Origin of the sequence: Cedecea davisae DSM 4568 (assembly GCF_000412335.2) — a bacterium.
Taxonomy (GTDB): domain Bacteria; phylum Pseudomonadota; class Gammaproteobacteria; order Enterobacterales; family Enterobacteriaceae; genus Cedecea; species Cedecea davisae.
The window spans coordinates 3,386,159-3,412,401 of record NZ_KE161030.1 but is presented as its reverse complement, the minus strand read 5'-3'; the positions used below and the strand labels follow the sequence as shown (position 1 = coordinate 3,412,401).

The window sequence follows — 26,243 nt, the reverse complement described above, 5'->3', positions numbered from 1 at the left end:
ATAGTTCAGGCGGCGCAGCAGTGTTATGTTTCAGCGCAAAGGACAGGAGCCAGCGATGAAAAAAAAAGAATTTGTGACTCAGGATTTGCTGAGCAAAATTTACCAGCACGCAAGCCCGGGGCTGCGTAAATTGCCGCCGGAGCGCCAGCTTGCTGAAGAATACGGCGTTTCGCGCTTTACTATTCGCCAGGCGCTGGAAAAGTTGGTGAGTATTGGCGTGGTGACGATTATTCAGGGATCGGGCGTCTGGATTAACGAACAGGCCCGCAATAGCCCACTGGTGTACAACTCGATAACTGAAAAACACTTCGACCGCATTGCGTTTCGGCTAGTCAGCCTGCATAAGAAATTACCCGACCGCGACGAGCAGCAGGTTTTTGGCCTGAACGAGGACGCGTTTATCTGGCAGTTTTGCCGCCTGCGGCTGGTAGACAACCGCAAAGTGCAGATTGAAACCTCGCGCATGCCGGTAAAAGATTTCCCTGACCTGAACCAGAAGGCCATTGAAAGCTCGCTGCAACAATACGTTCTGAGCAAGGGTTACCGCATTTCTCACCTGCTGACCAGCTACCAGGCGGTGGTGATTAACAAGGAACAGGCTCAACTGCTGGAGTGCAAGAAGGGGCTTCCGGCGATGCAAATACGCAACCGTGGCATTCTGGAGGGGGGACGGGTATTTGAAATCAGCGACATCGTTGATATCGACTACTCCTGCACCTACGTCATCCCCTTCAACCACGATAATCTTGCCCGCCGCAGAGTGCCTCAGGGGGTGTGAATCGCCCCGTTTGGCAGGCGGCTTTGGGTCCACTCGTGCGGGCGGTATTCCACCGGGAAGCGCTCCGCTTGTCGCTCGTCAAAACCTACCCCGATTCCTGGTTTCTCCAGCGGATACATATAGCCCTGATCTGCCTCAGGTGCGCCGGGGAACACCGCTTTGGTATTCGGCTTGTTCGGAATAAATTCCTGAATCGCCGCATTATGCAGGTGGATATTGAGATGGGTGTTCACCGCGACCGCAATCGGCGTCATATCAGGTGGCCCGTGCCAGGCAAGACGTACTCCAAAGGCCTGGCAAAGTACCGCCAGTTTTAGCGCCGGAGTAATTCCGCCTATCTGCGAAACGTGGCAGCGAATAAAGTCGATGCGGCGGTTAACGATAAGGTCATGCCATTCCGCCGGGTTGTTAAACAGCTCGCCCATTGCCAGCGGCACGGAGGAGTGGTTGCGAACCTGTTCGAGCCAGGCGCTTTGCTGCGGCGGCAGGATATCCTCGATAAACCACGGCTGGTAAGGCTCCAGCGCTTTGGCAAGCTGGACGGCCTGCTGCGGGAACAGGCGCTCGTGTACGTCGTGCAGGATATGGAAGCGATGGCCGTATTTCTCACGCAGGGCGCGGAACATTTCCACCGTATTAGCCATGTATTCGTCCTGGTCGTAATAGGCGCCGGGCGTTGGGGTTCGGGTCTGGTGCATGCCCTGCGGTGTGCCGCCGTAGAACCCGAGCTGGCAACGAATATAGCGATAGCCTTCGCCCAGCAGCTTATCGACCTCCTGATACAACCCCTCCAGCGTTTCGCTGGCGGCGTGGCTGTAAACCGCAATCGCGTCTTTCGACTTACCGCCCAGCAGCTGATAGAGCGGCATCCCGGCAAGCTGGCCTTTAATGTCCCATAGCGCCATATCCACGCCCGCAATGGCGTTGTTCATCACCGGGCCGTTACGCCAGTAGGCGTTGACCGTCATCATCTGCCACAGGTCTTCGATATGGTTGGCATCGCGGCCAATCAGCAGCGGTTTGAGGTATTCATCGACCATCGTTTTCACCGCCAGCGGGCGCTGCTGGAAGGTGGCACAGCCGAGGCCGGTGACGCCTTTGTCGGTAGTGACGCGTACCGTGACAAGGTTATGGCGGTCCGGTTTAGTAATAAAACATTCAATATTTTCGATAATCGTTGGTAGCACGAGCAAGCTCCACCGTCAGGCTAAATTAAACGGAAAAATGTAAGTTCTGCTATTACTATCACCCTATTTTTCCCCGCCGGTAAACGGTTTTTTTACTCTTTTTTATTGGTCAGTTATTTGATTGTAAAGCCGGATAAAAACGTACCAATTTAGTGTGGTGTTGGGTTTTGTTGTCTTTTATATGGCTAATTGTGACGTGGTTCATGTTTCATTGGTTTGTTTTTTATTTTTTGATTCTCTACCATCGGCAACAACAAAACAGAACAATAAGCCAACACCGGGGAGTGCTTTATGGGGAGTCGCGAAGTCATCGCTTCTATTATCCGTTTGGTCGGCGGAACGGATAATATTAATAACGTCTGGCACTGCATGACGCGCCTGCGTTTCGATTTAATTGATGATAATAAAGTGAATCAGCAGGAGATTAAAAAACTGCCCGGCGTGCTCGGCGCGCAGATCCAAAGCGACCAGTTTCAGATAATCATCGGCCCGCAGGTTAATAGCTGGTATCAGCAACTGACCACTTTGCTCGGCGGGGCGCAGGAACAGCCCGCAGCAACGGCGCAGAAGAAGGAGCGCAAGGGTCTGGTATCGCTGTTTATGGACACGGTTTCCGGCGTTTTTGGTCCAATAGTGCCGGCGATTGCCGGGGCAGGGATGATAAAAGGGCTGCTGGCGGGGCTGGTTGCGCTCAAAGTTATTTCGGCTAAAAGCGATACCGTGGTGGTTATCGACCTGATTGCCAGCGGGGTGTTTTACTTCCTGCCGTTCTTCCTGGCGATTTCCGCCGCAAGGATTTTTAAAACCAATGAATATCTGGCCGCGGCCGTTGCCGCCTGCCTGATGTATCCTTCGCTAATTGAGGCGGCAAAAGCGCTGGCCGCGCATCAGGCCGGGGCGGTGGACGCTTTCTACTTTCTTAATCTGATCCCGGTTTCGGTGTTTAACTATGCCTCAAGCGTTATTCCGGTCATTTTCTCGGTGCTGGCGCTGAGTTATATCTACCGCTGGGTTGACCGCATCATGCCGGAAGTGCTGAAAACGGTCTTTACTCCAACGCTGACGCTATTCCTCGCCGCGCTGGTGGCGCTGGTGGTGATTGGCCCGCTGGGAATTTACCTCGGGAAAGCGCTGGCCTGGTTTATCGAAGGGCTGTTTGGCGTCTCCGCGAGCTTTGCCGGGCTGGTGGTGGGAGCTATTCGCCCAATTGCGATTCTCACCGGGATGCACCACGCCATGACGCCCATCGCGCTGCAAAACTTCACCGACCGCGGCTATGACATGCTGATGCCGATGATGTTTATGGCGAACATGGCGATTGCCGGTGCGACCTTCGCTATCTGGCGGCAGAGCAAGTCGAAGGCGGATCGCTCGGTGGTGCTTTCGGCGGGGATTTCCGCGCTGCTGGGGATCACCGAACCCGCGCTGTTTGGCGTGCTGACCCGTTATAAGAAAGCGTTTATCGCCGCGACAATTGCCAGCTCGCTCGCCTCTGCGTTTATTGCCTTCTTTGGCGTGCGGCTATATGGCTATATCCTGTCGAGCATCTTTAGCCTGCCCGCATATATTGGCCCGTACTTTATCCCAGCCCTGCTGGGCGTGGCGCTGGCGCTGATCCTGTCGTTTACGCTGACAACTCTGCTGGTGCGCGAGAAAGGCGCAGACTCATTCTCGTCGAGAAAAAACGCGTAAAAACGGCTACTATCGGTTTTTCTTCTACGCTGAATGACTGGATATGGCTTCTCTGAAAGACGTAGCAACCCTGGCGGGCGTGTCATTGATGACCGTCTCCAGGGTTATTAATCAGGCTGAACACGTTAGCCCGGCAACCCGGGAGCGGGTGCAGCGGGCCATTGACGAGCTTAATTATGTGCCGGACTATTCTGCCCGAAAGATACGCAGCAAAGGCGTTAAAGCTTCGACAATAGGCATTCTGGCGCTGGATACGGCGACCACCCCCTATTCTGTAGAAATGCTGCTGGCTATCGAGCAAACCGCGCGTGAGCGGGGCTGGAACAGTTTCCTGATTAACATTCTTTCTGCCGACGACGCCGAGCGAGCGGTCAATCAGTTATTGGCCCAGCGGCCTGATGGCATTATTTTTACTACGATGGGCCTGAGGCACGTTGAGCTACCCGCAGTATTAAAAAACCATCGTGTGGTGCTGGCTAACTGTACGAGCGGCGATGCGGGTTTACCGAGCTATATCCCCGATGATTTTAACGGCCAGTATCAGGCCACCCGCTATCTGATTGAACAAGGATACCGTCGCCCGCTGTGTCTGTGGCTGCCCAGTGAAGCGCTTGCCAGTCGTCCTCGCCGGGACGGATTCGAGCAGGCCTGGCGTGAAGCCGGGCTCGACGTTGAGGCGGTGAAGCAGTATCACATGCAATGGGGCGATGCCCATTATCCTGAACTGGCTGAGTGTATTGCAGGGCATAGTAAGGACGGGAAGGCGGATTTCGATGTGCTGGTTTGTGGTAACGACCGTATCGCTTTTGTCGCCTATCAGAAGCTGCTTGCGCAGGGGATTGCTCTTCCAGAGCAGGTGGCGGTACTCGGATTTGATAACCTGGTCGGGGTCGGCGATTTGTTCCTGCCGCCGCTGACAACAGTCCAGTTGCCGCATGAAGAAATTGGTCGACAGGCGGCACTGCACTTGATTGACGGCCTGACCAGCGGCGGCGTGAAGCGGCTGCCTTGCCCGCTGGTTAAGCGTGTTTCGCTATAGCGCGTTCAACTGCCACAGGGTGCCGCCACGGCATAAGGCTTTTCCCTGGCTGGCGAACAGCTCAAGCTGACGTTCCCCCTCTTGCGGGTAGAGACGGCTGCTGAGGCAGTATTCTCCCTGGTTAACAAAAACTTCAATGGACGAGCGATCGATAAAAATACGCAGGTGAAGATCGCTGCTTTCCGATAAGGGCACGCTGCGCTCCCCGTTAAGCTGCCCATCCTGATAGCTTCGTGACAGCACCAGACGCCACGCCTGAACATCCACAAACAGTTCGCAGCCTTGCCCCAGGCGAATACCGTAGCGTTTGGCCGTGCTTTGCCCGCATTCCCAGGTTATCTCCAGCTCCACCGCCTGCGCATCAGGAAACAGCCTCTGGTTATCTTTATCCAGTACGCAGGGCAGAACCAGCTGCTCATGGGCGCGCAGCGTTGCCAGTTCATGAACCGGATTCTGATAGAGTTTTCCATTTGGCATCATGCACACTTCCCGGGGGAGGGTAAGGCAGCCGGCCCAGCCTTCGCATTTAGAGGGCATTGGTGATTCCCACATGTCCATCCAGCCTATGACGATACGGCGACCATCTTCAGCGACAAAGGACTGCGGCGCATAAAAGTCGTGCCCGTAGTCCATCTCTTCAAACGGCTGGCAGAGCCTGAACTCTTCCCCCGGCTGCCATCTCCCGCGCAGATAGCCGCTCTGGAACAGATTTTGATACTTCAAGCCCTGTGACGGGATGCCCTGCGGGGAAAACATCAGGATTTGGCTGTTACCGAGCGGGAAGAAATCCGGGCATTCCCACATATAGCCCATGTCCGAGTCGGCTTCAGTGAGGACACGATCCAGCCGCCACTCCCGCAGTGAACTGCCGCGATAAAGCAGCACTTTTCCCCGATCGTGCTCGTCGCGCGCCCCTATAACCATCCACCAGCTGCCATCCTGTTGCCAAACCTTTGGATCGCGGAAATGCATGATGCCTGGCGGTGGGGTGAGAATGACGCCCTGTTTCTTAAAATGAACGCCGTCTTCACTGGTCGCGAGACATTGTACCTGACGTATAGCACTGTCATTTCCCGCGCCTTCCAGCCAGATATGCCCGGTGTAGATAAGTGCGAGCACGCCATTATCATCTACCGCGCTGCCGGAGAAGCAGCCGTCCCGGTCCCATTCTTCACCGGGAGCCAGTGCGATGGGCTGGTGTTCCCATCGCACCATATCCCGGCTGGTGGCATGCCCCCAGTGCATCGGCCCCCAGCTTTCATCAAACGGATGGTGCTGATAGAAGGCATGGTACAGCCCGTTGTGATAAATCAGGCCGTTAGGATCGTTCATCCAGCCTGCGGGCGGCGCCAGATGATAAAGAGGATAAAAGGCGTTACCGCGCGTTGCCTGTAGCGTTTCTAAGGCAGCCTGTGCCTTGATCAGTGGGGTATTCATAACATTACCTGGTCGTCAGATTTAAAGAAGGGTGTGAGTTATCGGGGGCCGAGTCGCTGAGCAGTAAAGCGGAAACCAACGTCAGTGCCAGCACCAGTCCGGCCAGAATCATATAGGTGTCGGCAAAGCCGAGCTGGTCGTATCCGCGCCCAACAAGAGGAGAAAGTACGGTGGCACATATAGACGTAATAAACTGGAAGCCGACCAGATAGAGCGTGGCGGAGAGGCGCTGATCGAACTGCGTGGTGATGTACTTAAACATTGAAATCAAAAGAATAGGTAGTTCGACCGCGTGCAGAAGCTTCATGAAGGAGATGGTCAGCGGGTCGCTTGCCATGCCTGAACCAAAGATACGCATAGCCATGATCAGGCCACTGAGCAGCAGCCCGCGCTTTGCGCCAATGCGGTTTACCAGCATCGGGGCGAGGAACATCCCGCCTGCTTCGAGAAATACCTGGAAGGAGTTGAGAAAGCCAAACATTTCGTTGCCGCGCTGCACGTTGTTAAACAGCGAGGCGAAGTAAACGGGGAATTGCTGATCGTAAACGTTGTAAACGCTGACGCCGCAAACAAAAAGTACCAGCGCCCAGAAGCGAGGGAGTTTCAGCAGACCGAAGGCATCGGCAAGCGTCAGCGCGCTGGTTTTACCGTATTCCAGTTCGCTGAGGGCGTTAGGCTGCATGTCACGCATGCGCCACAGGAGCAGCAGAAACAGGCAGGCAGAGACGCTACCCATCCAGAAATTCAGCTGCGGATTGAGGTTAAACAGCAGTCCGGCAAAAAACGTGGCACCGGCCCAGCCTAAAGACCCCCACATGCGTGATTTTCCGTATTCAAAGCCGACGATACGGCTCACGCGTTCGGTATAGGACTCCAGTGCGCCAATACCGGCAAAGAAGGTGGCGCCAACGTAAAGCCCGACGCTGATTGCTCCTGCGAGAATATGCACCTGAAGCAGCGGGGTGCAAACGAAGATAAACCAGGGGCCGCTGACTAGCAGCAGCCCGCCAATAACCCACAGCAGCGATTTGCGCAGACCGAGCTTGTCCTGGATAAAGCCGTACAGCGGCTGAGCGCAGAGCGCGGTGAAGGCTATTATCGAGAAGATAAGCCCGGTTTCCGCGCCTTTCAGGCCGATTTTCTGATTTAGCCAAAGTGAGATCAGCGAAAAGGCCGATGACCAGGTCCAGAAAAAGGTAAATAGCAGCCCGCTCAGGATCAGATAGTGATGTTTATTGCGTTTTGTCAGTGCCATGTGTGCAGCCTCTGAGAGCTTGAATGGCGATATTGTTAACGTTAACTTTTTGGTGTGAGAAGAGAGTGACCGTCATAAATGTGATGTTAATCGCAATAGTTAACGTTAACAATTTGGTTTTGTGATCCAGGGCGGATAATAAACGCGTGTATGGAAATGGGTTTAAAGCCCGGTAGAGGATACAGGGCTTAGAAGAAAGATCAGCGGCGGTGGGCGAGGCTGCGAACCAGCCTGTCTCCAAGACTTTGCACCAGTTGCACCATCACGATAAGGATGATGACCGTGCCAACCATCACCTGATTATTAAAGCGCTGGTAGCCGTAGCGTATCGCCAGGTCCCCCAGCCCGCCGCCGCCGATGACGCCTGCCATCGAAGAGAAGCCAATCAGCATTACCACCGTGAGCGTAATACCCGCCAGCACAGCAGGCAGCGCTTCCGGGAGCAGCACTTTGCTGACCACATGCCAGGCGTTGCCGCCCATCGAGAGAATGGCTTCAATTCGGCCTTTGTCTACCTCATCGAGGGCGTTTTCCACCACGCGGGCAAAGAACGGAAAGGCTCCGATGGTTATCGGCACAACCGCCGCGGTGCTGCCGAGCGTGGTGCCGATAATGATGCGCGTGAACGGGATCAGGGCTATCAGCAGCACGATAAACGGCAGCGAACGGCCAATGTTAATTACTGCGCCAAGGATCTTGTTGAAGCGAGGAGCAGGCAATACGCCGTCTCGCCTGCTGAGAAACAGCAGCACGCCCAGCGGCAGGCCAATCAGGACGGTAAACAGCGCGGCCAGCCCGACCATGTAAAGCGTGTCGAGAGTGCCTTCCAGCAGCAGCGGCCATAAATCCTCCCAGCTCATGCTACTTCGCATAACACATTCCCCTCAACGCCGTGGCGGCGTAAAAATTCTCGCTCGGCTTCCTCGTCATGGAGCAGGGAAGTCCTGAGCCGTGAGAAGGGATCCACCAGCCTTTCGGACAGCGGCCCGCTTTCGATTAGCCTGCCGTTCTCCAGCAACGCGGCGTGGTCGCAAATTGCTTTCACCACCTCGAGCTGGTGGGTGATTAACACGATGGTCAAACCCAGCTGGCGGTTGATATCCGCCAGCAGCGCCAGTACCGAGCCGGTTGTTTCCGGGTCAAGCGCGCTGGTGGCTTCGTCGCACAGCAGAATATCAGGGCGAGCGGCCAGCGCCCGTGCAATGCCAACGCGCTGCTTTTGCCCGCCGGAAAGCTGGGACGGAAACGCCCGGGCTTTATCGCTCAGGCCCACCAGCTCAAGCAGTTCAGTTACCCTTTTACGCCGCTCCTCTCGTGCCAGGCCTGCGATTTCCAGCGGCACGGCAACATTGTCTTCAACGCTGCGGGCGTGGATCAGGTTGAAATGCTGGAACACCATGCCGGTACGCTGACGGTGCAGGCGCAGCTCACGCTGGTTATAAGTAGTGATGTCTCTGTCGTTCATGATGATGCGGCCCGAAGTGGGCCGCTCCAGTAAATTGAGACAGCGGATCAGCGTACTTTTCCCGGCACCGCTGCGGCCCAGAATGCCGTAGATTGCGCCGTCCGGGACGACCAGGTTGATATCATCCAGCGCCGGTCGGCCTTCTCCGGCGTACACTTTGCTCAGCCGCTCAAGGGTAATCATGACTTATTCTCTACCGGGATAACGGAGCCGTTGTACTGCTTGCGGATAAACTCGGCCACCTGAGGTGATTCCAGATCCTTAGCCAACTGTTTGATGCGCGGATCGTTTTCCAGATTCGGGTTAGTCACCAGAATATTGGCATACGGATTATGGGTAGCGCTTTCCAGGCCAAGCGAATCTTTAGCCGGGCTGAGGCTCGCTTCCAGCGCGTAGTTACCGTTAATCACGCCCAGGCCGACGTCATCCAGCGAGCGCGGGATTTGCGGCGATTCCACTTCCACAATCTTCAGCTTTTTCGGGTTGCCGACGATGTCCTTCGGCGTGGCCTGGTTAGTGGACGCGTCTTTAAATTCAGGCTTCAGGGTAATCAGCCCTTTGTCCTGCAACAGATACAGGGCGCGGCTCAGGTTGGTGACGTTGTTCGGCACCGCCACGGTTGCGCCTTCCGGTACGGATTTCAGATCCTTGTATTTATGCGAGTAAATTCCCAGCGGCTCGATATGTACCGTGGCGGCAACAACAAATTTCTTGCCGAGCGCTTTTTCCTGATCGCGTAAATAAGGAACATGCTGGAAGTAGTTAGCATCCACGTCGCCGCTGGCCAACAGTTCGTTGGCGTTAGCGCCGCTGGTCAGCTCGACGACTTTGAGTTTCAGATTCGGGTCCAGTTTCTGCACGAAGGCGAGGATCTCCGCGTGCGGAACCGGGTCGGCGGCAACGCGCAGCGCGTCTGCGGCCTGTACCGCGAAAGCCAGAGAAAGCGACAGAGCAACACCGGCCAGTTTAAAAGCAGCATGTTTCATCATGGTTTTCCTTATTATTTATGTCGTTAGTTAAGCTATCAGTTCACTGCTGTTACGAAGAACGTCGGCGTAGTAGCGCTCGGCTACGTCCGGGTGAGAGCGCAGGCGGCCTTTCAGGTAGTTCCAGCCAACGTCGCGCAGTAGCGGGTTAAGCGGATCGCTTTCCGGCCCCCGGGCTTCTTTGACCAGCGCTTCCGGCAGCTGATAAACGGGTACTACGGCGTTGAGCTGCGCGCCGAGGAAGAAGGCGATGGACTGGCGCTCTTCATGCTGCGGCGGGGAAACCACGCGGTGAACCGTAGCGCGAAGATAGCCGTTGGTCGCCAGCTCCAGCAGTTCACCAATATTCACCACGAAACTGCCCGGCAGAGGCTGGGCGTCAACCCAGTTATCCGGGGAGACTTCGACCTGGAGCCCTTTTTTATCGTCCTGAAGCAGGAAGCTCAGGAAGCCTGAATCTTTATGCGCACCCACGCCCTGGCTGCTTTGCGTCGCAGACTGGCCGGGGTAGCGAATCAGTTTGATATGTTCGTTAGGCAGGCTGCCGTAAAGGGCGTCGAAGGCGTCGGCCGGGAGGCTAAGCGCCTCGGCAAAAGTGCGCAGCAGCTTTAACGCCACGGCGGTCATTTCGCGCTGCCATTGCAAAAGCGTGGGCTTCAGCTCAGGTTGTGCCGCTGGCCAAAGGTTTGGTCCCTGTAAGCGTCGCCATGCCGGAGCGTATTCATCAGGCGGGAAAGCCTGGCGTTCAGCGCCAAGATCGAACTGCTCACGCCAGTCCGGCTGGCCGCGGGTAAGCTCGCTGGCGGCGCGGTTATAGCCACGGAAATGCGGCGAGTGGATCATCGCCACCTGCTGTTTGTCTTCGTCGGGGAGGGAAAAAAAGCTGCGGGCCTCATCCTGTACTGCCTGTTGCAGTTCGGGGCTGATGCCGTGGTTTATCAGGTAGAAAAAGCCAATTTCCCGCGCGGCGTAGCGCAGCTGGCTAAGGAAGGCCGAGCGGTCTGTTTCGCTGCCGCTAAGCTGGGAGAGGTCAAGAATCGGCAGTGCCAGTCCTGGATTGTTGCTCATGTTTTGCTCCGGTAATCAGGGTAGTCGAGAAAGAGGTGGCGTTGGGTTCGGCACAACAGCGGCGCAGCAGCATGGCGATTTCCTTCTGGATGATGTCGGATAGCTTTAGGCTCACCTTGCCGGAATCGAAAAGGCGCGCCCAATATTGTTATCTTCTAAGCTATGACGGGGAGGGGTTCTAAGCTTTTGCGGAAACGAGAAAAGTCTAAGTATTGCAAAATGTTTCAACCGTAAGGGTTAACTTATGGATTTAACTGGAACTTAATTACATTTGGAAATAATTAACGACCGCTTAAATTCAGGAGGCATTTAAGTTTGTCGGCTTTATGCCGAAGAGGATGCTAAGCGTTTCGCTTTCTACCACCAGGTATCCTCATCATGCTAAAAACGACACAATCCCGGTTCATTACCTCTCTAAGTTTGTTTTTCCTGCTGTTAGTCGCGATAACGTCGCTGGTTATCCATTTCTTCGTGACGCCGCAAATCAAGCGCAATGAAACCCAGCTGATCCGCTTTGCGGTGGATAACGTTGCGGTGAATATCACCGAACAGATGAACCGCGTGCAGGCACAAATGCGCAGCATCACCCAGTCAGTTTCCGCGATGCAAAGCGATGACATCAACCGGCTGCTGCCGATGCTGGTAGACCAGTATCAGGATGTGAACGTCTTCGGCGGTGGAATATGGCCGCTGCCGGAAAAACGCGAAGCGGGGCGCAATAAGTTCAGCACCTTCTTCGCCCGTAACGGCAGCAATAAGCTTGAGGAAAACACCTACTGGAACTCAGACGCCGCGCCAAATTATTACGAGCAGGTGTGGTACAAAGCCGGTCTGGCTTCTCCGGCCGGGCAGTGCGCCTGGGCAAATGCCTACCAGGATGACGCCAGCCCGCAGCCGCGCACCAACTGCGCAATGGCGATAAGCAAAGAGGGGCAGCCGTGGGGCGTGGCCACCATTGATGTGACCCTTGGTTTCTTTAACCAGCTGGCGAAACAGATGAGCGAGGCGGTTAAAGGCCAGGTTCTGATCATTGAAGCCGACGGTAAAGTGGTGGGAAATGCCGACCAGATTGGCAAAACGGCAGGGCTGAAAAATCTTTCCGAGCTGAGCAGTACGCTGCCAATGGCAAAAGCGGTGCAGGAGATGCTGCCCGGTTTTAGCGCCAGCCAGAATAGCGAAAATGAATACGACAACGAGGGCACTTCGCATACCGTGATTTTGCAGACGGTGAAAGGCAGCCCGTGGATCCTCGCCGTCGATTTGCCCACTTCTCTGCTGACTAAGCAAACGGACGCTATTCTGCTGCGCCTCGGTATGGTGCAGATCCCAATGGCAATTATTCTGCTGGGCATTCTGGTGCTGTTTATCCGCAATATGATGCGCCGCCTGAGCGATCTTAACCATAACATCAGCCGACTTTCTGCCGGTGGGGCCGACCTGACCCAGCGCCTGGAGCCGACCAGCAGCCCGGAGTTCAACGCCATTATCGACAGTTTTAACGGCGTGATTACTTATCTACAAACCATGCTGCGCCAGGTTGGCGACAGCGCGAGAGCCATCTCTTCCGCGTCGCACCAGATAGCGACCGGTAACCAGGATCTTTCCGCCCGTACCGAGGATCAGGCAAGTTCGATTGAGCAGACGGCGGCTTCAATGGAAGAGCTGACCAGCACCGTACGTCAAAATGCCGATAACGCCGCCCACGCAAATGAACTGGCACGCGAAGCCTCAAACGTAGCCGTTAAAGGGGGCGATGTGGTCAAGCAGGTCGTCAGCACCATGAACGCTATCCAGACTTCATCGGGCAAAGTTGTGGATATTATCAGCGTCATCGACAGCATTGCGTTCCAGACGAACATTCTGGCTCTGAATGCGGCGGTAGAAGCAGCGCGTGCCGGAGAGCAGGGGCGTGGTTTTGCCGTCGTCGCTTCAGAAGTGCGCAGCCTGGCACAGCGTTCGGCCCAGTCGGCAAGGGAGATTAAGGCGCTTATCGAAAATTCGGTGAGCAACGTTAATCTGGGCACCGAGCTGGTACATCAGGCCGGGAGCACGATGGAAGAACTGACCCAGGGCGTGCGTAACGTCACCACGCTGATGGCCGAAATTATGTCGTCCAGCCGCGAGCAGAGTACCGGTATTGAGCAGGTTAATCTGGCAATTAATCAGCTGGATAGCACCACTCAGCAAAATGCCGCGCTGGTTCAGCAGGTCTCTTCCGCTTCCCACTCGATGGCCGAGCAATCGCTGCAACTTGAGCGCGTTGTCGCCGGTTTTAAACTGTAATTCTGACGGGCACTTACCGGGTGCCCGCCTCCTTTTTGCTCCCCGTACTTTCAAACCCCGCTTGCATTTCGTCCGTTCATCTCTTATTTTATTGTTACGTTATAACATATCGGAATGATTTTTATGCAGCGCGATATCCATCCGTTTTACCGGACCGTGGTGTTTCATGACACCAGCGTAAATGAGTATTTTAAAGTTGGGTCGACGATTAAAACCGACCGTGAGATTGAGCTGGACGGGGTGACTTACCCTTATGTGACTATCGAAGTCTCTTCGGCTTCGCACCCGCATTACACCGGCAAGCAGAAAGTCTTCGTTAATGAAGGCGGCCCGGCTCGCTTCCAGCAGCGTTTTGGCAAGTTTTTTGGCGGTAAGGAGTCTTAATAAATGCAGGTATTAAATTCGTTACGCAGTGCAAAACAGCGCCACCCCGATTGCCAGATTGTTCGGCGCAAGGGGCGGCTGTATGTGATTTGCAAGACTAACCCGCGTTTTAAAGCGGTGCAGGGGCGTAAGAAACGCCGCTAGTCGTTAATGACCGCCAGCGGGCTGCTGGCGAGTCAGCGAGAAGACGTCGTAAAATGACAGCTCCCCTTTGCGGCTGAGCATTTTATGCAGCAGCGATTTTTGCTCTTCATCCACGCTCGGGGAGCTGAGGATTTGATCTATCAGCGTTGTTGGCACATTGCGGGTGTTGTACCACTCGCCGTTGTAGCACACGCGTAAGTCGAGCACGTCGATGTCGCTATAGCGGTAGCGAGGATTGACGTCAAAGAAGAAGAACGCGTTACACAGCGCAAACAGCACCACCAAAAGCCATACTGAGCCCGCCAGGGTTTCTGATTCAAGCATTACCCAGAGGGTGGCAAACCACCCGATATACATACCGATAAATAATCCAGGATGCTTACGGATAAAACTGATACTGAAGCGCGGGCGGTTATCGCGCTTTTCAGTCACGTTCAGATGTTCGATAGTATCGGTGAGCAGGCGCTGAATTTCTGTCATGGTGTGCCTTCTAAGTTCTCTGTTTCGGGTTGTACGCGTGACCAGACTATTTTAAGAAGCGCGGGCCGGGCAAAAAAGTAACAGATAAGGCAAAAATAACCATAACAGTTAACCGCTGCGCTACAGCTTTTTGATAATGCGCGCCGGGTTGCCCGCAACAACGCAGTTTGCCGGAATGTCCTTCGTGACCACCGAGCCGGAGCCGACGACCACATTATCCCCGATGGTCACGCCCGGGTTGATAACCGCCCGGCCGCCAATCCACACATTATGGCCGATAGTCACAGGTTTACCGAATTCAACGCCGCTGTTACGCGTCTGAGCGTCAAGCGGGTGCGTTGCGGTATAGATGTGTACGCCCGGCGCGAGCATGCAGTTGTCCCCGAAGCGGATCGGGCAAACGTCCAGCATGACGCATTCAAAGTTAGCGTAGAAGTTTTTACCGAGGAAAATATTGTAGCCGTAGTCGCAGCGAAAGGTTGGCTCAATATAGGCGCCTTCGCTCTGGCCCAGCAGCTCGGCAAGTATTTCATCGCGCCAGGCCTGCTCGTCGGGTGAGCTTTGGTTGTAGCGATGCAGCAGCTGGCGGGCTTTGTGGCTTTCGCGCTGTAGGGTTTCATCGCCGGGGCGGTAAAGTTCACCGGCAATCATCTTAAGCTTCTCTTCGCTCATTTCATCCTCCATGTTCCGTGGTCAGCAAGACTAGCGAAATTTAGAGAAGAAAGAGCGGGAGCCTTTCCTGCGCGTGATCCTTGTCACGTAGCGGGATAGCCGCACGGTAATGCAGGAAGAGAGTTGCGCTTTGGCGATGTTTAACCGATTGAGCGTGGAGTATGGCGTTTGCACAAAAAAGCAGCAGATATAAGCCAGGCAATAACAATAGATAAACTTTAATATTAATTATTATTTAAAAACACACTGTAATTAACGAATGAATTTCCATACAGAGGGTGGGATTTTATCATACAGCTTATTCATCGTGAGTTCGGCCAGGCGGTGATCGGCTGCTGAATAAAATACCGCCAGCTCATTATCCGATAATTCGTATTTATTCTTTTCAATAACGCGTTCCAGCGTATCAATAGTCTGACAACGCCGCAGGCGCATCAAATAATCAGTCTTGGTCAGTTTTGTAGTCATAAATTAGCCTTAAGTGTTTTTAATATTTTTAGAACGAGTGGCTTACTGGATTAGCACGGCTTTCAGTGACGAAGCAGCGGAACAAGCGATTCCCCGATTTACGCCATCTTTGCAGATCCTGAGCATTAATGCCGTAATTGCTAAATAACATGAAAGTGTCGTCCAGGTATTCATCAATCTGTTCTATCAGCTTGCTTTCATCCGGATACTTAATCTTGTAATTAAGCGCCGAGGCAGCAATGTGTTCAATCAATTCATTCAGCTGAAGGTTAATGGCCGATGTCGGATCATTAACCCATCCATGATTGCTCTCACCAAGATTGGTAAGGCAGTCGTGATACAGACTCTCACAGAGGAACTTAAGCTGCGCAATGTCGTGCCGCTTTGGTGAGTATTCGTCCATAATGCTTGCCCCCTTTATCGATACAACGAATGATAAACATAACGGGTTGCGGTGGACACACCTGAAGAGGTGAAGAACTGTTGCCACGATTATTACATGTGCTGTAACTATAAATCAATATTGGCTGGATTTCATGCTGCTCTAACGAAAAATTACAATTAAATTAAAAACCCGTAATACGTTACTAAATGTGAATTAAGAAGATAGTATGAATTTTAACTTAAATCATCGGAAATAAATTAAGAAAAACTTAACAATATTTATAACTTTCAGCCGGTTAATACAATGTTAAAATCGCTATATATATTTGCATATAGCGGTGTGAGTTCGTAAGAATATTCTTAAATAAACGCATGATTCGGTTTTTATTGTTCTATAGCCCACGAATTAACGAGCAGTTAAGATTTATTTAATTGCCCACAAAGTCTTATATAGCGAACAAATTGTTCGGTATAGGAATAATCGGCGGTGATAATAAAATCATTAAATGCCGGCTGAAATCGGTTTCTTTATAAATAAAAAAGGCCGCTATAAGCGGCCTTTTGTTATGCGATTGAACGGCTTACTGGTGGTGTTCTACCGGATGCGCATGTTCAATATCTTCATTCTTGCGGCTGAAGCGGCGGCGAACCACCACGAAGAACACCGGTACGAAGAAGATAGCCAGCACGGTTGCGGTAACCATCCCGCCCATTACGCCGGTACCTACTGCGTTCTGTGCGCCACTACCTGCCCCGGTACTGATAACCAGCGGCATTACCCCGAGGATAAATGCCAGAGATGTCATCAGAATCGGACGCAGACGCATACGAACCGCATCCAGAGTCGCTTCTATCAGGCCTTTGCCTTCTTTCTCCATCAGATCTTTGGCGAATTCCACGATAAGTATCGCGTTCTTCGCCGACAAGCCAATGGTTGTCAGCAGGCCTACCTGGAAGTACACGTCGTTGGTCAGGCCGCGCAGGGTGGCGGCCAGCAGCGCACCGAATACCCCAAGCGGAACAACCAGCATGACGGAGAATGGAATAGACCAGCTCTCGTACAATGCCGCCAGACACAGGAAGACAACGATAAGCGAAATGGCATACAGGGCAGGGGCCTGGTTGCCGGACAGGCGTTCCTGGTAGGACATGCCCGTCCAGTCAAAGCCGATACCGGTTGGCAGTTTCGCCGCCAGTTGCTCCATCATGTCCATTGCTTCACCGGTACTTTTACCCGGTGCTGCCTGGCCAAGAATCTCCATCGATGGCAGACCGTTGTAACGTTCCAGACGAGGTGAACCGTATTCCCAGCGCGAAGTAGAAAACGCGGAGAACGGCACCATCTGGCCGGAGGAGCCACGAACGTACCAGTTGCCAATATCGCTCGGCAGCATACGGTATGGCGCTTCAGCCATCACATACACTTTCTTCACGCGGCCGCGGTCAATAAAGTCATTGACGTAGCTACCGCCCCAGGCCGAGCCCAGCGTGGTGTTGATATCGGTGATGGATACCCCCAGCGCCTGCGCTTTTTCCTGGTCGATATCGATTTTAAACTGCGGTGTATCTTCCAGGCCGTTCGGGCGCACGCCAACCAGCAGGTCAGGGTGCTGGGCAATCATCCCAAACAGCTGGTTACGAGCCTGAGTGAGTTTTTCGTGGCCAAGGTTTGCCTGGTCAATCAGCTGGAAGTCAAAGCCGGTTGCGGTACCCAGTTCAACAATCGCAGGCAGGTTGAAGGCAAATACCATCGCATCTTTAATCTGCGAGAAGGTTCCCATAGCACGGCCTGCAATGGCCGGAACTTTGTTCTCTTCACCCGAACGCTCGCTCCAGTCTTTCAGAGAAACGAACGCCAGGCCGGTGTTCTGGCCGCGACCGGAGAAGCCGAAGCCGTTAACGGTAAATACCGAATTAACGTTCGCTTTCTCTTTGGTCAGGAAGTAGTCGTTCACCTCATCCAGCACTTTCTGCGTACGTTCCTGGGTCGCACCGGCAGGCAACTGAGCCATCGCCAGCAGTACGCCCTGGTCTTCGTCCGGCAGGAACGAGCTTGGCAGACGAACAAACAGGAAGGCCATGCCCACGACGATAATCAGGTACAGAACCAGATAACGGCCGGTGCTACGCAGGATGTTACCGACGCTGTCGGTATAGTGATGCGTGCTCTTCTCGAACATTCTGTTGAACCAGCCGAAGAACCCTTTCTTGTCATCGTGATGACCTTTCGGGATTGGCTTAAGCATGGTCGCACAGAGTGCCGGCGTCAGGATCATCGCCACCAGCACCGACAGCACCATCGCGGAGACGATAGTAATCGAGAACTGACGGTAGATTGCGCCGGTAGAACCGCCGAAGAACGCCATCGGGATAAATACCGCGGACAGCACCATCGCGATACCCACCAGGGCGCCCTGAATCTGGCCCATTGATTTACGCGTTGCTTCCTTCGGCGGGAGTCCATCTTCCACCATAACGCGCTCAACGTTTTCTACTACAACGATGGCGTCATCCACCAGCAGGCCTATCGCCAACACCATGCCGAACATCGTCAGGGTGTTTATCGAATAGCCAAAGGCGGCAAGGATGGCGAATGTCCCGAGCAGAACCACCGGTACGGCAATGGTTGGAATCAGCGTTGCCCGGAAGTTCTGCAGGAACAGATACATAACCAGGAACACCAGCACGATGGCTTCCACCAGCGTTTTCACCACTTCGTTAATGGAAATCTTAACGAACGGCGTGGTGTCGTACGGGTAAACCACTTTCAGACCGGCCGGGAAGAACGGCTCCAGTTTTTCAACGGTGGCACGTACCGCCTCGGCGGTATCCAGGGCGTTAGCACCGGTGGCCAGCTTAATCCCCAGGCCGGAAGCCGGCTGGCCGTTGTAGCGGGCGATAACGTCGTAGTTTTCGCCGCCAAGCTCAACTTTTGCTACGTCTTTCAGCAGGACGCGGGAACCATCCGGGTTCACCTTCATCAGGATTTTGCTGAACTCATCGGCAGACTTGAGGCGGGTTTGCGCGATGATGGAGGCGTTTAACTGCTGGCCTTTCACCGGCGGAGTCCCGCCGAGCTGACCGGCCGCTACCTGGGCGTTTTGCGCTTTAATAGCGTTAATCACGTCAACAGGCGTTAGCTGGTAGTTGTTCAGTTTGTTCGGGTCCATCCAGATACGCATTGCGTACTGAGCACCAAACAGCTGCACGTCACCTACGCCGGGAGTACGGCTTACCGGGTCTTTGATGGTCGCGCCAACGTAGTCCGCGATATCTTCCTGGTTCATGGTGCCGTCGGTATTAATCATACCGAGAACCATCAGGAAGCTGCTCGAGGACTTCTCGACGCTAACACCCTGCTGCTGCACTTCCTGCGGCAGCAGCGGCATAGCCAGCTGTAATTTGTTCTGAACCTGTACCTGCGCGATATCCGCGTCGGTGCCGGAGTCGAAGGTAATGGTTATCTGAACAGTACCAGAGGAATCACTGGTAGAGGACATATAAAGCAGGCCATCGATACCGTTCATGTTCTGTTCGATAACCTGCGTTACGGTATCCTGTACCGTCTTAGCATCTGCACCCGGGTAGTTTGCCGAGATCTGAATTGCCGGTGGCGCAATCGTTGGATATTGCGCGATGGGCAATTTCATTATCGCGAGCGCACCCGCCAACATAATGATGATGGCGATTACCCAGGCAAAGATGGGGCGATCGATAAAAAACTTAGACATGTCTTAACGGCTCCTGTTTAAGTTAAGACTTCGGTTGTTCTGACTGCGCGCCTGCGGCTTGTTGCTGTTGGCCTTTATTGTCTTCCGCAACTTCCTGCGCTTTTACCTGAACACCCGGTTTTACTTTCTGCAGACCGGTAACGATAACGCGGTCGCCATTTTGTAACCCATCGGTCACCAGCCACTTGTCGCCGATCGCCTGGCTGGTCGTCAGCTGGCGGACTTCAACTTTGTCATCTTTGCCTACAACCATTGCAGAGGCATCGCCGCGTGGAGTACGAGTGACCCCCTGCTGCGGAACCAGAATGGCGTTCGGGTTAACCCCTTCTTCCAGCTTGGCGCGAACAAACATGCCGGGCAGCAGCGATTTGTCCGGGTTAGGGAAGATGGCACGCAGGGTAATAGAACCGGTGGTTTGGTCTACGGTCACTTCGGAGAATTCCAGTGTTCCTTCCTGCGGATAGGCCGTACCGTTGTTGGTCATCAGCTGAACTTTAGCTTTGCCGTTTTCCTGTTTCAGCTTGCCGTCCGCCAGCTCCTGCTTAAGGCGCAGGAAGTCGTCGCTGGACTGGGTAACATCCACATAGATTGGGTCAAGCTGCTGTACGGTTGCCAGGGCGTTAGTCTGCCCGCTGGTCACCAGCGCGCCTTCGGTCACCGAAGACTTACCAATGCGGCCGCTGATAGGCGAGGTCACTTTGGTGTAGGCCAGGTTGATACGAGCGGTTTCTACCGCAGCTTTGGCGGCTACCACATCAGCATTAGCCTGCTGAGCGGTTGCCACGGCCTGGTCGTAGTCGGACTGGCTGATGTACTGAGTGCCCAGCAGTTTTTGATAACGCTTAACGGTTAACTGCGCGATGTTGGCGCTGGACTGAGCCTTAGCCAGATCGCCTTTGGCGCTATCGTACGCAGCTTGATAGGTCGCAGGGTCAATCTGATAAAGCGAAACACCGGCCTGAATATCACTGCCTTCGGTAAAGTTACGCTTCAGGATGATGCCGCTAACCTGAGGGCGAACTTCAGCAATGCGATAAGCGCTGGTGCGTCCAGGAAGTTCTGTAGTTATCTGCAATGGCGCGCTTTTCAGAGTCACTACACCCACTTCAGGGGCGTGCGGCGCACTCTGTTGAGTCTCTTTGTCGTTACATCCTGTAAGCGCTAAGCTGCCTGAGAGCATCAGAACGGCCGCCAGAGGCGTAAACCCTCTGTTTTTGTTCATATGTAAACCTCGAGTGTCCGATTTCAAAGTTGTTCAATGGATCAAATGTCCACAAACCCATTGCTGCGTTTATATTATCGTCGTGCTATGGTACATACGTTCACAAATGTATGTAAATCTGACTAAAGTAAATTCACCGACATATGGCACGAAAAACCAAAGCTCAGGCGCTTGAAACCCGCCAGCACATCCTCGATGTAGCGATCCGCCTGTTTTCACAGCAGGGCGTTTCAGCGACTTCGCTTGCGGATATCGCTCAGGCTGCTGGGGTAACGCGTGGTGCTATCTACTGGCATTTCAAAAATAAGTCGGAATTGTTTAGTGAAATCTGGGAGCTGACCGAATCAAGTATCGGTGACTTAGAGATTGAGTATCGGGCAAAATATCCAGACGATCCACTGTCTGTTGTAAGAGAATTACTGATTTATATCCTACAGGCGACGGTTTCAGAAGAGCGCCGTCGATTGATGACCGAAATCATCTTCCACAAGTGCGAGTTTGTTGGCGAACTTGAAGTATTGCAGCAGGCGAGGCGCACGCTTTATATGGAAGGAAATGAGCGCATCGAAGCCAGCCTTCAGCGCTGCATTGATGCCGGAAAACTGCCGTCCAGCCTGCGCATCCCCCACGCCGTGATAATATTGCGTAGCTACATAACCGGGCTGATTGAAAACTGGCTCGTTTCCCCGGAAAGCTTTGATTTACATGCTAAAGCTCCGGACTATGTGGCCATATTGCTGGAGATGTTCCAGTTTTGTCCGACACTGCATAAACCGGCGTAATTCCTCTCTCCACTTTAGCGGTTCCCTGAATTGAGACTCCTCCGAAGGCGTTCGCTATTCTGCGCCCAAAAGCCGTGCTATTCTGCGCCTCTCCCGTGACCTCTTACTTTTAGCTGGCAATCACATGCGCAGCACCGTAACGACTCAATCATGACAAAGCAGCACAACGCTCCGTCGCGGACTTCCCGTTCCGCGTTTATTCTGTTCCTGTTTCTTTTTGCTTCCATCCTGCTGCCTTTCCACGCGGCACAGGCGGCGCAGAACAACGGCGATCTTCCCGCTCGGGCGGAAGTACAGTCGCAGCTGGACTCGCTGAACAAGCAAAAAAACCTCACTGCCGACGACAAGCTGACGCAGAAAGATCTCTCCGACACGCTCGAGATGCTGGACAAGCTCGACCGCGTGAAGCAGGAGACCGCTCAGCTGAAAACCACCGTGGCCCAGGCGCCGGACAAGCTGAAGCAGGCGACGGATGCGCTTAACTCTCTGAGCGAGCCGAACGATGATGAGGCCACGCGCAAAACGCTGAGCACTCTCTCTTTACGCCAGCTGGAGGCCCGCTTAACCACGGTGCTGGACCAGCTCCAGGCGGCGAATAACGATCTCTCGACTTATAACAGCCAGCTTGTCTCGTTGCAGACTCAGCCCGAACGCGTGCAGAACGCGATGTATAGCGCTTCCCAGCAGCTGTTGCAGGTTCGTAACCGGCTGAACGGCACCACGCCGGGCGAGGCCACGCTGCGGCCAAGCCAGCAGAATATGCTGCTGGTGCAGCAGGCGCTGCTCAACGCTCAGATAGAGCAGCAGCGTAAAAGTCTTGAGGGCAATACCGTGTTGCAGGATGCGCTCCAGAAACAGCGTGACTACACCACGGCGAATATCAACCAGCTGGAGCATTCCCTGCAACTGCTGCAGGAGTCGGTCAACAATAAACGTTTGACCCTCACCGAGAAGACCGCGCAGGAAGCGGTCACCCCGGACGACGCCAGCGCTATCCAAAACAACCCGCTGGTGCGCCAGGAGTTGGACGTTAACCATCAGCTTAGCCAGCGCCTTATCAACGCCACGCAGAGCGGTAACGAACTGGTTCAGCGTAATATTCGGGTGAAGAACTGGCTCGACCGGGCGCTCCAGTCTGAGCGCAATCTAAAAGAACAAATTTCGGTCCTGAAAGGCAGCCTGCTGCTGTCGCGTATTCTCTACCAGCAGCAGCAAACTCTGCCGTCCGCCGACGAGCTTGAGGATTTGACCAACCGCATCGCCGACCTGCGCCTCGAGCAGTTTGATATCAACCAGCAGCGCGATGCGATGTTCCAGAGCGACAGCTACGTTGGGAAAATAGAAGAAGGGCATAAGAACGAGGTTAATGACGAAGTTCATGACGCCCTGATGCAGGTGGTGGATATGCGCCGTGAACTGCTGGACCAGCTGAATAAGCAGCTCGGCAACCAGCTGATGATGGCGATAAACCTGCAAATCAACCAGCAGCAGCTGATGAGCGTCAGCACCAGTCTGCAAAAAATGCTGACCCAGCAAATCTTCTGGGTAAACAGTAACAAACCGATGAACTGGGAGTGGATCAAATCCTTCCCGGGTGCGCTGCACGGCCAAATCAAAGCAATGAAGCTGGATATCACCTGGCACAAAGTGCTGGATGGGCTGTTCATGTCGCTGTTTACCGCCTTGCCTTTATTGCTGCTCGCAGGGCTGCTGCGCTGGCGCTATAAATGGATCGACAAGCGGCTGGCAAAACTCGCCTCCGAGGTCGGGCAATTACGCACCGACAGCCAGCTGAATACCCCGAAAGCGATTCTGCTTAACTTCCTGAAAGTGCTGCCGCTGACCATGGCTATCCTTGCCGTTGGGCTGGTGGTGCTGTTTATGCAAACCAATATCAGCGAGCTGCTGTGGGCATTTGCTAAAGAGCTGGCGCTGTTCTGGCTGGTGTTCGGTATGGCGTGGCGCATCCTTGGCAGCCGTGGCCTGGCGGTGACCTGGTTCAATATGCCGCAGGATCTGACCCGCCACTATCGTCGCCAGATTGTGCGCATTAGCTTTGCGCTACTGCCGCTGCTGTTCTGGTCGGTGGTCGGCGAGCTGTCGCCGCTGCACCTGATGGACGACGTGCTCGGGCAGTTTATGATTTTCCTTAACCTGCTGCTGATCACCGGCCTGGTTATCCCGATGTGTCGCGATAACTGGCGCGACAAAGAGTCACATCCGCTGCGGCTGGTGACAATTACCGTGCTCTCCGTGGTGCCGGTCGCGCTGCTGGTGCTGACGGCTACCGGCTATTTCTACACCACGCTGCGCCTGGCTAACCGCTGGATAGACACCGTTTACCTGGTAATTATCTGGAACCTGATCCACCAGACCGTGATCCGCGGCCTGAGCGTGGCGGCGCGGCGTATTGCCTATCGCCGTGCGCTGGCCCGCCGCCAGAACATGGTGAAGGAGGGCGCGGAAGGTGCCGAGCCGGTAGAAGAGCCGCCGTTAGCGCTCGATCAGATTAACCAGCAGACCATGCGCCTCACTATGCTGCTGATGTTCGCGCTGTTTGGCCTGGTGTTTTACGCCATCTGGTCTGATTTAATCACGGTCTTTGCCTACCTCGACAGCATCGTGCTGTGGCACTACACCGGCAGCGAAGCCGGAACGACGGTGATGCGAAACGTCACCATGGGCAGCCTGCTGTTTGCGCTGGTCGCCGCGATGGTGGCCTGGGCGCTGATCCGCAACTTACCGGGCCTGCTGGAAGTGCTGGTGCTCTCGCGCCTGAAAATGCGCCAGGGGGCTTCTTACGCCATCACCACCATTCTCAACTATGCGATTATCGTTATCGGGGCGATGACGGTGTTTGGTTCGCTCGGCGTATCCTGGGATAAGCTGCAATGGCTGGCGGCGGCGCTGTCCGTTGGTCTGGGCTTCGGGCTACAGGAAATCTTCGGTAACTTCGTTTCCGGCCTGATTATTCTGTTCGAACGCCCGGTGCGCATCGGCGATACCGTGACCATCGGCACCTTCTCCGGCAGCGTCAGCAAAATTCGTATTCGCGCCACGACGATTACCGACTTTGACCGCAAAGAGGTGATTATCCCGAACAAGGCGTTTGTGACCGAGCGGCTGATCAACTGGTCGTTGACCGACACCATTACCCGCGTGGTTATCAAGCTCGGCGTGGCCTACGGGTCTGACCTCGACAAGGTGAAAGAGGTACTGCTGAAGGCGGCAATGGAACACCCGCGCGTGATGCATGACCCTGAGCCGTCGGTGTACTTCACCACCTTTGGCGCCAGCACGCTCGACCACGAGCTGCGTTTATACGTGCGTGAACTGCGCGACCGCAGTATCACCGTTGACGAGCTGAACCGCGCAATCGACAGGCTGTGCCGCGAAAACAACATCAATATCGCCTTCAACCAGCTCGAGGTGCATCTGCACAATGAGAAGGGCGAAGAGCTGACCGAAGTGAAGCGTGACCTGGGCAAAAGCGGCAGGCTGCTGCCGCCTTCTGACTAAGGGTAAAAACTAGCGGGAAGAGGTTTCTTCCCGCTGTTTACGCAGAAAATCATCCCGCACGATTTCCAGCGCCGCGAGGACGGTATGGTTGGGGATTTGGTGCTGCTCAAGCAGCATAATCAAGTCGACGGCCAGTTTGACCTCGTCCGGGGCGTTCTCTAAAGACATCCGCTTTCCTTACCGTTTTTGAGTTAACTTAAACCGCGTTCGCGCCGTTCAATCGCCCGCTCTATACGAGCCAGAGCCTGGCGGCAACGTTGCAGGCGGCCTTCCATTGCGGCGATTTCGCGCTGGAGTTTTTGCTGCCCGGCAAGCGTGGTTTGCGCGGCGTGCTGGCTCTCGCGGTCGTTGACCATCGCCAGCAGCCTGCGCTCATAATCCTGGTGCGTGGCCAGCTTTTCGTAGAGGTTTTCCTGCGCTTTTTGCTGCGGCTCTGTTTTACGCAGGTGCGCGGTGGCTAGTTCCCTCTGTAAAGCGGCAATTTGCGCGACCAGTTTTTCGGCGATAAACGCCACCTGGTCGGTTTTCCCGTGGCTGACGCTAAGCTGGAGCTGGGCGAGATTAGCCTGAGCCTCGTGCAAATAATCTTTAAGCTGGGTGCTGTGGGTCTGGAAGAGCTTGCGGTCGAAGCGGGCCTGGGAGGCTCGCTGCAAAGCAACCGGCTCAACGGCCGCCGCCAGCTCGCTAACGCGAGCTTCCAGGGCTTGTAACAGCGACGCGGTTTTCACAAAATGGCTCTCCAGGGATTGTCAGGGGTAAAGGCATGAAGCGTATTATTTTAATCATCATCGGCTGGCTGGCGGTAGTGCTGGCAACGCTTGGCGTGGTGCTGCCTTTACTGCCGACTACGCCTTTCCTGCTGCTGGCCGCATGGTGTTTTGCTAACTCATCGCCGCGTTTTCATCACTGGCTGCTTTACCGCTCGTGGTTCGGCAGCTATTTGCGCTACTGGCAGCAGCACCGGGCGATGCCTCCTGGCGCAAAGCCGCGAGCGATTATTTTTATTCTCATCACCTTCGCCGTTTCGCTGTGGCTGGTGGAGATACCGTGGGTGAGAGTTTTGCTGTTGGTTATCCTCTGCGCGCTGCTAATATTTATCTGGCGCATCCCGGTGGTTGACGAAAAGCAATAAAAGCAGCAAACCGCAGCCGAAGCTGTTGCATTTGTCGCTGGCTGCCAGTAAATTCGAGCGTTTTCGAGCACGGGTACGGGCGGTTAAGCGTTAACCAGTAGTGCATCTACCAGCCAAAAGCGTACCCTGTTTAGT

The 26,243-nt window shown here is 54.4% G+C and carries 24 protein-coding genes; 9 read left to right on the top strand and 15 right to left on the bottom strand.

The genetic code is table 11. The features are described 5' to 3' along the window. Positions 1–55 precede the first annotated feature (55 nt). Positions 56–778 (top strand): GntR family transcriptional regulator, encoded by a 723-nt coding sequence (locus HMPREF0201_RS15455; RefSeq protein WP_039898597.1) that lies wholly within the window; start codon positions 56–58, stop codon positions 776–778. Here HMPREF0201_RS15455 and HMPREF0201_RS15450 read toward each other — a convergent pair. Continuing rightward, on the bottom strand, positions 766–1,965 hold the full coding sequence (locus tag HMPREF0201_RS15450; RefSeq protein WP_039898595.1) for an enolase C-terminal domain-like protein: 1,200 nt from the start codon (positions 1,963–1,965) through the stop codon (positions 766–768). The genes HMPREF0201_RS15455 and HMPREF0201_RS15450 overlap by 13 nt on opposite strands. 291 nt (positions 1,966–2,256) lie before the next feature. Here HMPREF0201_RS15450 and HMPREF0201_RS15445 point away from each other — a divergent pair, with 291 nt between their 5' ends. Then, positions 2,257–3,657 carry a PTS transporter subunit EIIC gene (locus HMPREF0201_RS15445; RefSeq protein WP_016537678.1) on the top strand — a complete coding sequence of 467 codons (1,401 nt, stop codon included), beginning with the start codon at positions 2,257–2,259 and terminating at the stop codon, positions 3,655–3,657. Between the two features lie 43 nt (positions 3,658–3,700). Beyond that, a complete protein-coding gene (locus HMPREF0201_RS15440; RefSeq protein WP_016537677.1) occupies positions 3,701–4,696 on the top strand; it encodes a LacI family DNA-binding transcriptional regulator in 996 nt (331 codons plus the stop codon). Here HMPREF0201_RS15440 and HMPREF0201_RS15435 read toward each other — a convergent pair. From HMPREF0201_RS15435 to HMPREF0201_RS15410, 6 genes are all read right to left on the bottom strand, one after another. Beyond that, positions 4,691–6,133 carry a glycoside hydrolase family 32 protein gene (locus HMPREF0201_RS15435; protein ID WP_016537676.1) on the bottom strand — a complete coding sequence of 481 codons (1,443 nt, stop codon included), beginning with the start codon at positions 6,131–6,133 and terminating at the stop codon, positions 4,691–4,693. The two genes, HMPREF0201_RS15440 and HMPREF0201_RS15435, sit on opposite strands and share 6 nt — an antisense overlap. Before the next feature lie 4 nt (positions 6,134–6,137). Then, on the bottom strand, positions 6,138–7,388 hold the full coding sequence (locus HMPREF0201_RS15430) for an MFS transporter (RefSeq protein WP_016537675.1): 1,251 nt from the start codon (positions 7,386–7,388) through the stop codon (positions 6,138–6,140). A 200-nt stretch (positions 7,389–7,588) separates the two neighbouring features. Then, positions 7,589–8,248: a methionine ABC transporter permease gene (locus HMPREF0201_RS15425; RefSeq protein ID WP_016537673.1), complete on the bottom strand. Its 660-nt coding sequence runs from the start codon at positions 8,246–8,248 to the stop codon at positions 7,589–7,591. After that, positions 8,245–9,036 carry a methionine ABC transporter ATP-binding protein gene (locus tag HMPREF0201_RS15420; RefSeq protein WP_016537672.1) on the bottom strand — a complete coding sequence of 264 codons (792 nt, stop codon included), beginning with the start codon at positions 9,034–9,036 and terminating at the stop codon, positions 8,245–8,247. Before HMPREF0201_RS15420 ends, HMPREF0201_RS15425 begins: the two co-directional genes overlap by 4 nt. Beyond that, positions 9,033–9,839 (bottom strand): MetQ/NlpA family ABC transporter substrate-binding protein, encoded by an 807-nt coding sequence (locus HMPREF0201_RS15415; protein WP_039898593.1) that lies wholly within the window; start codon positions 9,837–9,839, stop codon positions 9,033–9,035. Before HMPREF0201_RS15415 ends, HMPREF0201_RS15420 begins: the two co-directional genes overlap by 4 nt. A gap of 30 nt (positions 9,840–9,869) precedes the next feature. Continuing rightward, on the bottom strand, positions 9,870–10,907 hold the full coding sequence (locus HMPREF0201_RS15410) for an isopenicillin N synthase family dioxygenase (RefSeq protein WP_016537670.1): 1,038 nt from the start codon (positions 10,905–10,907) through the stop codon (positions 9,870–9,872). Positions 10,908–11,285: 378 nt separating this feature from the next. Between HMPREF0201_RS15410 and HMPREF0201_RS15405 the strand changes: the two genes are divergently transcribed. The 3 genes from HMPREF0201_RS15405 to ykgO all read left to right on the top strand — a co-directional run bounded on the left by HMPREF0201_RS15405 (position 11,286) and on the right by ykgO (position 13,718). Continuing rightward, positions 11,286–13,190 (top strand): methyl-accepting chemotaxis protein, encoded by a 1,905-nt coding sequence (locus HMPREF0201_RS15405; RefSeq protein ID WP_016537669.1) that lies wholly within the window; start codon positions 11,286–11,288, stop codon positions 13,188–13,190. Positions 13,191–13,313: 123 nt separating this feature from the next. Then, on the top strand, positions 13,314–13,574 hold the full coding sequence (locus HMPREF0201_RS15400) for a type B 50S ribosomal protein L31 (RefSeq protein ID WP_008460319.1): 261 nt from the start codon (positions 13,314–13,316) through the stop codon (positions 13,572–13,574). A 3-nt stretch (positions 13,575–13,577) separates the two neighbouring features. After that, positions 13,578–13,718 carry a type B 50S ribosomal protein L36 gene (gene ykgO / locus HMPREF0201_RS15395; protein WP_016537667.1) on the top strand — a complete coding sequence of 47 codons (141 nt, stop codon included), beginning with the start codon at positions 13,578–13,580 and terminating at the stop codon, positions 13,716–13,718. Positions 13,719–13,721: 3 nt separating this feature from the next. Here the strand turns inward: ykgO and HMPREF0201_RS15390 are convergent, their stop codons facing one another. The 6 genes from HMPREF0201_RS15390 to acrA form a co-directional block, all read right to left on the bottom strand. Next, positions 13,722–14,198 (bottom strand): YlaC family protein, encoded by a 477-nt coding sequence (locus HMPREF0201_RS15390; protein ID WP_016537666.1) that lies wholly within the window; start codon positions 14,196–14,198, stop codon positions 13,722–13,724. A gap of 120 nt (positions 14,199–14,318) precedes the next feature. Beyond that, a complete protein-coding gene (gene maa / locus HMPREF0201_RS15385) occupies positions 14,319–14,870 on the bottom strand; it encodes a maltose O-acetyltransferase (RefSeq protein WP_039898584.1) in 552 nt (183 codons plus the stop codon). A gap of 252 nt (positions 14,871–15,122) precedes the next feature. Beyond that, positions 15,123–15,338 carry an HHA domain-containing protein gene (locus HMPREF0201_RS15380; protein WP_008460299.1) on the bottom strand — a complete coding sequence of 72 codons (216 nt, stop codon included), beginning with the start codon at positions 15,336–15,338 and terminating at the stop codon, positions 15,123–15,125. A 28-nt stretch (positions 15,339–15,366) separates the two neighbouring features. After that, positions 15,367–15,741, bottom strand: a complete 375-nt coding sequence (gene tomB, locus HMPREF0201_RS15375; RefSeq protein ID WP_016537663.1) for an Hha toxicity modulator TomB — start codon at positions 15,739–15,741, stop codon at positions 15,367–15,369. Between the two features lie 562 nt (positions 15,742–16,303). After that, the gene (acrB, locus tag HMPREF0201_RS15370) at positions 16,304–19,453 is read right to left on the bottom strand and encodes a multidrug efflux RND transporter permease subunit AcrB (protein ID WP_016537662.1); all 3,150 of its coding nucleotides are present in this window, start codon (positions 19,451–19,453) and stop codon (positions 16,304–16,306) included. Positions 19,454–19,475: 22 nt separating this feature from the next. Beyond that, on the bottom strand, positions 19,476–20,675 hold the full coding sequence (acrA, locus tag HMPREF0201_RS15365; RefSeq protein ID WP_016537661.1) for a multidrug efflux RND transporter periplasmic adaptor subunit AcrA: 1,200 nt from the start codon (positions 20,673–20,675) through the stop codon (positions 19,476–19,478). A 143-nt stretch (positions 20,676–20,818) separates the two neighbouring features. Here acrA and acrR point away from each other — a divergent pair, with 143 nt between their 5' ends. Beyond that, positions 20,819–21,457 carry a multidrug efflux transporter transcriptional repressor AcrR gene (gene acrR, locus HMPREF0201_RS15360; RefSeq protein WP_016537660.1) on the top strand — a complete coding sequence of 213 codons (639 nt, stop codon included), beginning with the start codon at positions 20,819–20,821 and terminating at the stop codon, positions 21,455–21,457. A 150-nt stretch (positions 21,458–21,607) separates the two neighbouring features. Next, the gene (gene mscK / locus HMPREF0201_RS15355; RefSeq protein ID WP_016537659.1) at positions 21,608–24,976 is read left to right on the top strand and encodes a mechanosensitive channel MscK; all 3,369 of its coding nucleotides are present in this window, start codon (positions 21,608–21,610) and stop codon (positions 24,974–24,976) included. A 9-nt stretch (positions 24,977–24,985) separates the two neighbouring features. Here mscK and rsmS read toward each other — a convergent pair whose 3' ends face one another. Continuing rightward, complete coding sequence (rsmS, locus tag HMPREF0201_RS22625; protein ID WP_016537658.1) at positions 24,986–25,144, bottom strand: pleiotropic regulatory protein RsmS; 159 nt, start codon at positions 25,142–25,144, stop codon at positions 24,986–24,988. Between the two features lie 23 nt (positions 25,145–25,167). Then, on the bottom strand, positions 25,168–25,704 hold the full coding sequence (gene priC / locus HMPREF0201_RS15350) for a primosomal replication protein PriC (protein ID WP_016537657.1): 537 nt from the start codon (positions 25,702–25,704) through the stop codon (positions 25,168–25,170). A gap of 35 nt (positions 25,705–25,739) precedes the next feature. Here priC and HMPREF0201_RS15345 point away from each other — a divergent pair, with 35 nt between their 5' ends. Beyond that, positions 25,740–26,108 (top strand): DUF454 family protein, encoded by a 369-nt coding sequence (locus tag HMPREF0201_RS15345; protein WP_016537656.1) that lies wholly within the window; start codon positions 25,740–25,742, stop codon positions 26,106–26,108. Positions 26,109–26,243: the final 135 nt, after the last annotated feature.

Coding starts and splice junctions, on each gene's coding strand:
- HMPREF0201_RS15440 (WP_016537677.1), top strand. CDS start 3,701: ATGGCTTCTCTGAAAGACGTAGCAACCCTGGCGGGCGTGTCATTGATG.
- mscK (WP_016537659.1), top strand. CDS start 21,608: ATGACAAAGCAGCACAACGCTCCGTCGCGGACTTCCCGTTCCGCGTTT.
- HMPREF0201_RS15410 (WP_016537670.1), bottom strand. CDS start 10,907: ATGAGCAACAATCCAGGACTGGCACTGCCGATTCTTGACCTCTCCCAG.
- acrB (WP_016537662.1), bottom strand. CDS start 19,453: ATGTCTAAGTTTTTTATCGATCGCCCCATCTTTGCCTGGGTAATCGCC.
- rsmS (WP_016537658.1), bottom strand. CDS start 25,144: ATGTCTTTAGAGAACGCCCCGGACGAGGTCAAACTGGCCGTCGACTTG.
- HMPREF0201_RS15455 (WP_039898597.1), top strand. CDS start 56: ATGAAAAAAAAAGAATTTGTGACTCAGGATTTGCTGAGCAAAATTTAC.
- HMPREF0201_RS15390 (WP_016537666.1), bottom strand. CDS start 14,198: ATGACAGAAATTCAGCGCCTGCTCACCGATACTATCGAACATCTGAAC.
- HMPREF0201_RS15425 (WP_016537673.1), bottom strand. CDS start 8,248: ATGAGCTGGGAGGATTTATGGCCGCTGCTGCTGGAAGGCACTCTCGAC.
- tomB (WP_016537663.1), bottom strand. CDS start 15,741: ATGGACGAATACTCACCAAAGCGGCACGACATTGCGCAGCTTAAGTTC.
- HMPREF0201_RS15435 (WP_016537676.1), bottom strand. CDS start 6,133: ATGAATACCCCACTGATCAAGGCACAGGCTGCCTTAGAAACGCTACAG.
- maa (WP_039898584.1), bottom strand. CDS start 14,870: ATGAGCGAAGAGAAGCTTAAGATGATTGCCGGTGAACTTTACCGCCCC.
- HMPREF0201_RS15380 (WP_008460299.1), bottom strand. CDS start 15,338: ATGACTACAAAACTGACCAAGACTGATTATTTGATGCGCCTGCGGCGT.
- HMPREF0201_RS15400 (WP_008460319.1), top strand. CDS start 13,314: ATGCAGCGCGATATCCATCCGTTTTACCGGACCGTGGTGTTTCATGAC.
- HMPREF0201_RS15445 (WP_016537678.1), top strand. CDS start 2,257: ATGGGGAGTCGCGAAGTCATCGCTTCTATTATCCGTTTGGTCGGCGGA.
- acrA (WP_016537661.1), bottom strand. CDS start 20,675: ATGAACAAAAACAGAGGGTTTACGCCTCTGGCGGCCGTTCTGATGCTC.
- HMPREF0201_RS15415 (WP_039898593.1), bottom strand. CDS start 9,839: ATGAAACATGCTGCTTTTAAACTGGCCGGTGTTGCTCTGTCGCTTTCT.
- HMPREF0201_RS15420 (WP_016537672.1), bottom strand. CDS start 9,036: ATGATTACCCTTGAGCGGCTGAGCAAAGTGTACGCCGGAGAAGGCCGA.
- HMPREF0201_RS15405 (WP_016537669.1), top strand. CDS start 11,286: ATGCTAAAAACGACACAATCCCGGTTCATTACCTCTCTAAGTTTGTTT.
- ykgO (WP_016537667.1), top strand. CDS start 13,578: ATGCAGGTATTAAATTCGTTACGCAGTGCAAAACAGCGCCACCCCGAT.
- HMPREF0201_RS15430 (WP_016537675.1), bottom strand. CDS start 7,388: ATGGCACTGACAAAACGCAATAAACATCACTATCTGATCCTGAGCGGG.
- acrR (WP_016537660.1), top strand. CDS start 20,819: ATGGCACGAAAAACCAAAGCTCAGGCGCTTGAAACCCGCCAGCACATC.
- HMPREF0201_RS15345 (WP_016537656.1), top strand. CDS start 25,740: ATGAAGCGTATTATTTTAATCATCATCGGCTGGCTGGCGGTAGTGCTG.